Annotated in this window: 3 rRNA genes; all 3 read right to left on the bottom strand. The window is 57.9% G+C overall.

From position 1 onward, the window contains the following. Positions 1–7: 7 nt before the first annotated feature. Positions 8–124 (bottom strand): 5S ribosomal RNA (gene rrf, locus FMM08_RS22685). A gap of 158 nt (positions 125–282) precedes the next feature. Further along, a 23S ribosomal RNA gene (locus FMM08_RS22680) occupies positions 283–3,396 on the bottom strand. A gap of 480 nt (positions 3,397–3,876) precedes the next feature. Next, a 16S ribosomal RNA gene (locus FMM08_RS22675) occupies positions 3,877–5,391 on the bottom strand. The 16S, 23S and 5S rRNA genes sit together here, the layout of an rRNA operon. Positions 5,392–5,604 lie beyond the last annotated feature (213 nt).

Here is a 5,604-nt window from a genome sequence, read left to right as displayed (position 1 = left end):
AAAGGATGTCCGGCGGTGACCTACTCTCCCACCCAGCTTCCCGGGCAGTACCATCGGCGCAGGTGAGCTTAGCTTCCGGGTTCGGAATGGGACCGGGCGTTTCCCCACCGCTATGACCGCCGTAACACTATCGAGTTCTTCAGGCACCACCACAGCCACGAACATAGCCGCGCGATGGTCACCCGTGACTCGGGAACCGCACAGTGGACGCGAACAGAACTCATCAACGACAAGCTCTTAACTTCAGTCAGACGTTGACCGCACTCCCACCAAAGGTGAGGGTGTAGCAAGTCATCGGCTTATTAGTACCGGTCAGCTGCAACCATTACTGGTCGTCCACATCCGGCCTATCAACCCAGTAGTCTGCTGGGAGCCTCTCGGACTCGAAGTCCATGGAGACCTCATCTTGAAGCAGGCTTCCCGCTTAGATGCTTTCAGCGGTTATCCCTCCCGAACGTAGCCAACCAGCCGTGCTCCTGGCGGAACAACTGGCACACCAGAGGTTCGTCCGTCCCGGTCCTCTCGTACTAGGGACAGCCCTTCTCAAGTCTCCAACGCGCGCAGCGGATAGGGACCGAACTGTCTCACGACGTTCTAAACCCAGCTCGCGTACCGCTTTAATGGGCGAACAGCCCAACCCTTGGGACCTACTCCAGCCCCAGGATGCGACGAGCCGACATCGAGGTGCCAAACCATGCCGTCGATATGGACTCTTGGGCAAGATCAGCCTGTTATCCCCGGGGTACCTTTTATCCGTTGAGCGACCGCGTTTCCACAAACCACGGCCGGATCACTAGTTCCGACTTTCGTCCCTGCTCGACCTGTCAGTCTCGCAGTCAAGCTCCCTTGTGCACTTACACTCGACACCTGATTGCCAACCAGGATGAGGGAACCTTTGAGCGCCTCCGTTACTCTTTAGGAGGCAACCGCCCCAGTTAAACTACCCACCAGGCACTGTCCCTGATCCGGATTACGGACCGAAGTTAGATGTCCAGAACGACCAGAGTGGTATTTCAACGATGACTCCACCGACACTGGCGTGCCGACTTCACAGTCTCCCACCTATCCTACACAAGCCGTACCGAACACCAATACCAAGCTATAGTGAAGGTCCCGGGGTCTTTCCGTCCTGCTGCGCGTAACGAGCATCTTTACTCGTAGTGCAATTTCGCCGAGTTCGCGGTTGAGACAGCGGAGAAGTCGTTACGCCATTCGTGCAGGTCGGAACTTACCCGACAAGGAATTTCGCTACCTTAGGATGGTTATAGTTACCACCGCCGTTTACTGGCGCTTAAGTTCTGAGCTTCGCTCCGAAGAGCTGACCCGTCCCCTTAACGTTCCAGCACCGGGCAGGCGTCAGTCCGTATACATCGTCTTGCGACTTAGCACGGACCTGTGTTTTTAGTAAACAGTCGCTTCTCCCTGGTCTCTGCGGCCGTCGCGCCTAACCCGCAAGGGTTTCAACGCTAGGGCCCCCCTTCTCCCGAAGTTACGGGGGCATTTTGCCGAGTTCCTTAACCACGATTCTCTCGTCGCCTTGGTATTCTCTACCTGACCACCTGAGTCGGTTTGGGGTACGGGCGGCTTGAACCTCACGCCGAGGCTTTTCTAGGCAGCATAGGATCACCCTGCTTCCCGCATACGCGGTCACCATCAGGTCTCAGACTCCACATTGAAGTGAGAGGTGCGGATTTGCCTACACCTCGCCCTACACCCTTGGACGTGGACTACCATCGCCACGCGGTGGCTACCTTCCTGCGTCACCCCTGTTAATGCGCTTACCTACTACCGGATCGGGTCATGCGCTCCACCAGATCCATCCGAAGACGTCACTGGCTTTGGGCACTTAGCATCCCCGGGCTCGGTATGGGCGGTTCTTCGCCGGTACGGGAATATCAACCCGTTGTCCATCGACTACGCCTGTCGGCCTCGCCTTAGGTCCCGACTTACCCAGGGCGGATGAGCCTGGCCCTGGAACCCTTGGTCATTCGGCGGACGGGATTCTCACCCGTCTTTCGCTACTCATGCCTGCATTCTCACTCGTGTAGCGTCCACGACTGGATCACTCCGCCGCTTCACCCGCCACACGACGCTCCCCTACCCATCCACACGACTGAACCACGAAGGCTTATCGATGTGTGAATGCCACAGCTTCGGCGGTGTGCTTGAGCCCCGCTACATTGTCGGCGCGGAATCACTTGACCAGTGAGCTATTACGCACTCTTTCAAGGGTGGCTGCTTCTAAGCCAACCTCCTGGTTGTCTGTGCAACTCCACATCCTTTCCCACTTAGCACACGCTTAGGGGCCTTAGCTGGTGGTCTGGGCTGTTTCCCTCTCGACTACGAAGCTTATCCCCCGCAGTCTCACTGCCACGCTCTCACTTACCGGCATTCGGAGTTTGGCTGACGTCAGTAACCTTTTGGGGCCCATCGGCCATCCAGTAGCTCTACCTCCGGCAAGAAACACGTGACGCTGCACCTAAATGCATTTCGGGGAGAACCAGCTATCACGAAGTTTGATTGGCCTTTCACCCCTACCCACAGGTCATCCCCCAGGTTTTCAACCCTGGTGGGTTCGGTCCTCCACGCGGTCTTACCCGCGCTTCAACCTGCCCATGGGTAGATCACTTCGCTTCGGGTCTAGAGCACGCGACTCAATCGCCCTGTTCGGACTCGCTTTCGCTACGGCTTCCCCACACGGGTTAACCTCGCCACGTACCACTAACTCGCAGGCTCATTCTTCAAAAGGCACGCCGTCACCCCAACCAAGGAGGCTCCGACGGATTGTAGGCACACGGTTTCAGGTACTATTTCACTCCCCTCCCGGGGTACTTTTCACCATTCCCTCACGGTACTGTCCGCTATCGGTCACCAGGGAGTATTCAGGCTTAGGGGGTGGTCCCCCCAGATTCACACGGGATTTCTCGGGCCCCGTGCTACTTGGGATCCCTCACAGGAGGCCACGCCATTTCGTCTACGGGGGTTCCACCCTCTGTGCCGGGCCTTTCAATGCCCTTCGACTATGACGCGACTTTCTTACTCCTTGACCGGGTGCTAGCCCGATCGGCAAGGTCCCACGACCCCGACCATGCAACGCCTAGCAGCTATCACACATGACCGGTTTAGCCTCTTCCGCTTTCGCTCGCCACTACTCACGGAATCGCGGTTGCTTTCTCTTCCTGTGGGTACTGAGATGTTTCACTTCCCCACGTTCCCTCCACGCACCCTATGTGTTCAGATGCGGGTCACTGGACATGACTCCAGCGGGGTTTCCCCATTCGGAAATCCTCGGATCACAGTTCGGTTGCCAACTCCCCGAGGCTTATCGCAGGCTCCTACGTCCTTCTTCGGCTCCTGGTGCCAAGGCATCCACCGTATGCCCTTAAAAACTTGACCACACACAAAATGCGATCAGCAAAGACTAAAGATGCTCGCGTCCACTGTGCAGTTCTCAAGCAACGGGCGAACCCACACCCAGATCCCAGCGCCTACCCCCACCAACACGACAGGAGCGGTTCAACTGACCAGATGCAGCCCATGCGAAGCAACAAGACCCTCCCACCACCTAAGCCCACCCACAGGCGAACCCAGACACGAGGAGATGCTCGTTCCCTCAGGACCCAACAGCGTGCCCGACACCACCACCACCAACCCTCCGATCCAACCCACCCACCAGAGCACCCCATCCCGAAGGACAAGAGCACGACCCGTGAACAGGCGTACGAGGAGAAGCCCGCAGCCTTGATGCCATGTCGATGTTCCACCCTTGAGCACCACCCACGGGGCGTTCGCCCGCAGCATGGCTCTAGACCACCACGCGCCCCCACCCCACGAAGGAGGTAGTGAGCCTGTGCGCGATGGTCAGATGCTCCTTAGAAAGGAGGTGATCCAGCCGCACCTTCCGGTACGGCTACCTTGTTACGACTTCGTCCCAATCGCCAGTCCCACCTTCGACAGCTCCCTCCCTTACGGGTTAGGCCACCGGCTTCGGGTGTTACCAACTTTCGTGACGTGACGGGCGGTGTGTACAAGCCCCGGGAACGTATTCACCGCAGCGTTGCTGATCTGCGATTACTAGCGACTCCGACTTCACGGGGTCGAGTTGCAGACCCCGATCCGAACTGAGACCAGCTTTTTGGGATTCGCTCCACCTCACGGTCTCGCAGCCCTTTGTACTGGCCATTGTAGCATGCGTGAAGCCCAAGACATAAGGGGCATGATGATTTGACGTCATCCCCACCTTCCTCCGAGTTGACCCCGGCAGTCTCCTATGAGTCCCCGCCATCACGCGCTGGCAACATAGGACGAGGGTTGCGCTCGTTGCGGGACTTAACCCAACATCTCACGACACGAGCTGACGACAACCATGCACCACCTGTGCAAGATCCCTTGCGGACCCGACATCTCTGCCGGATTACCCTGCATGTCAAGCCTTGGTAAGGTTCTTCGCGTTGCATCGAATTAATCCGCATGCTCCGCCGCTTGTGCGGGGCCCCGTCAATTCCTTTGAGTTTTAGCCTTGCGGCCGTACTCCCCAGGCGGGGCGCTTAATGCGTTTGCTGCGGCACGGAACTCGTGGAATGAGCCCCACACCTAGCGCCCAACGTTTACGGCGTGGACTACCAGGGTATCTAATCCTGTTCGCTACCCACGCTTTCGCTCCTCAGCGTCAGTTACAGCCCAGAGACCCGCCTTCGCCACCGGTGTTCCTCCTGATATCTGCGCATTCCACCGCTACACCAGGAATTCCAGTCTCCCCTACTGCACTCTAGTCTGCCCGTACCCACTGCAGGCGCGGAGTTGAGCCCCGCGTTTTCACAGCAGACGCGACAAACCGCCTACGAGCTCTTTACGCCCAATAATTCCGGACAACGCTTGCACCCTACGTATTACCGCGGCTGCTGGCACGTAGTTAGCCGGTGCTTCTTCTGCAGGTACCGTCACTTTCGCTTCTTCCCTGCTGAAAGAGGTTTACAACCCGAAGGCCTTCATCCCTCACGCGGCGTCGCTGCGTCAGGCTTTCGCCCATTGCGCAATATTCCCCACTGCTGCCTCCCGTAGGAGTCTGGGCCGTGTCTCAGTCCCAGTGTGGCCGGTCACCCTCTCAGGCCGGCTACCCGTCGTCGCCTTGGTAGGCCATCACCCCACCAACAAGCTGATAGGCCGCGAGCCCATCCCTGACCGAAAAACTTTCCACACCACCCCATGCGAGGCGATGTCATATCCGGTATTAATCCCGGTTTCCCGAGGCTATCCCAGAGTCAGGGGCAGGTTGCTCACGTGTTACTCACCCGTTCGCCGCTGATCCCCCCGAAGGGTTCACCGCTCGACTTGCATGTGTTAAGCACGCCGCCAGCGTTCGTCCTGAGCCAGGATCAAACTCTCCGTTGATGCGTTACAACCCCGAACCACACACCCCAACCCCAAAAGGCCACAGTGCACAACCCGAGATCAAACACCCGACCACCACCGAAACCGGCACATGGTCAGAGAATAAAATCTGGCACGAAAAAGACGTCATCTGACATCCAACTCGAGCCAACAAAAAGTTGGCATCGACATTCGGCACGCTGTTGAGTTCTCAAGAAACGAACACACACCGCC

Source organism: Quadrisphaera setariae, from assembly GCF_008041935.1.
GTDB lineage: Bacteria > Actinomycetota > Actinomycetes > Actinomycetales > Quadrisphaeraceae > Quadrisphaera > Quadrisphaera setariae.
This window is presented reverse-complemented; position numbering and strand designations above follow the sequence as displayed.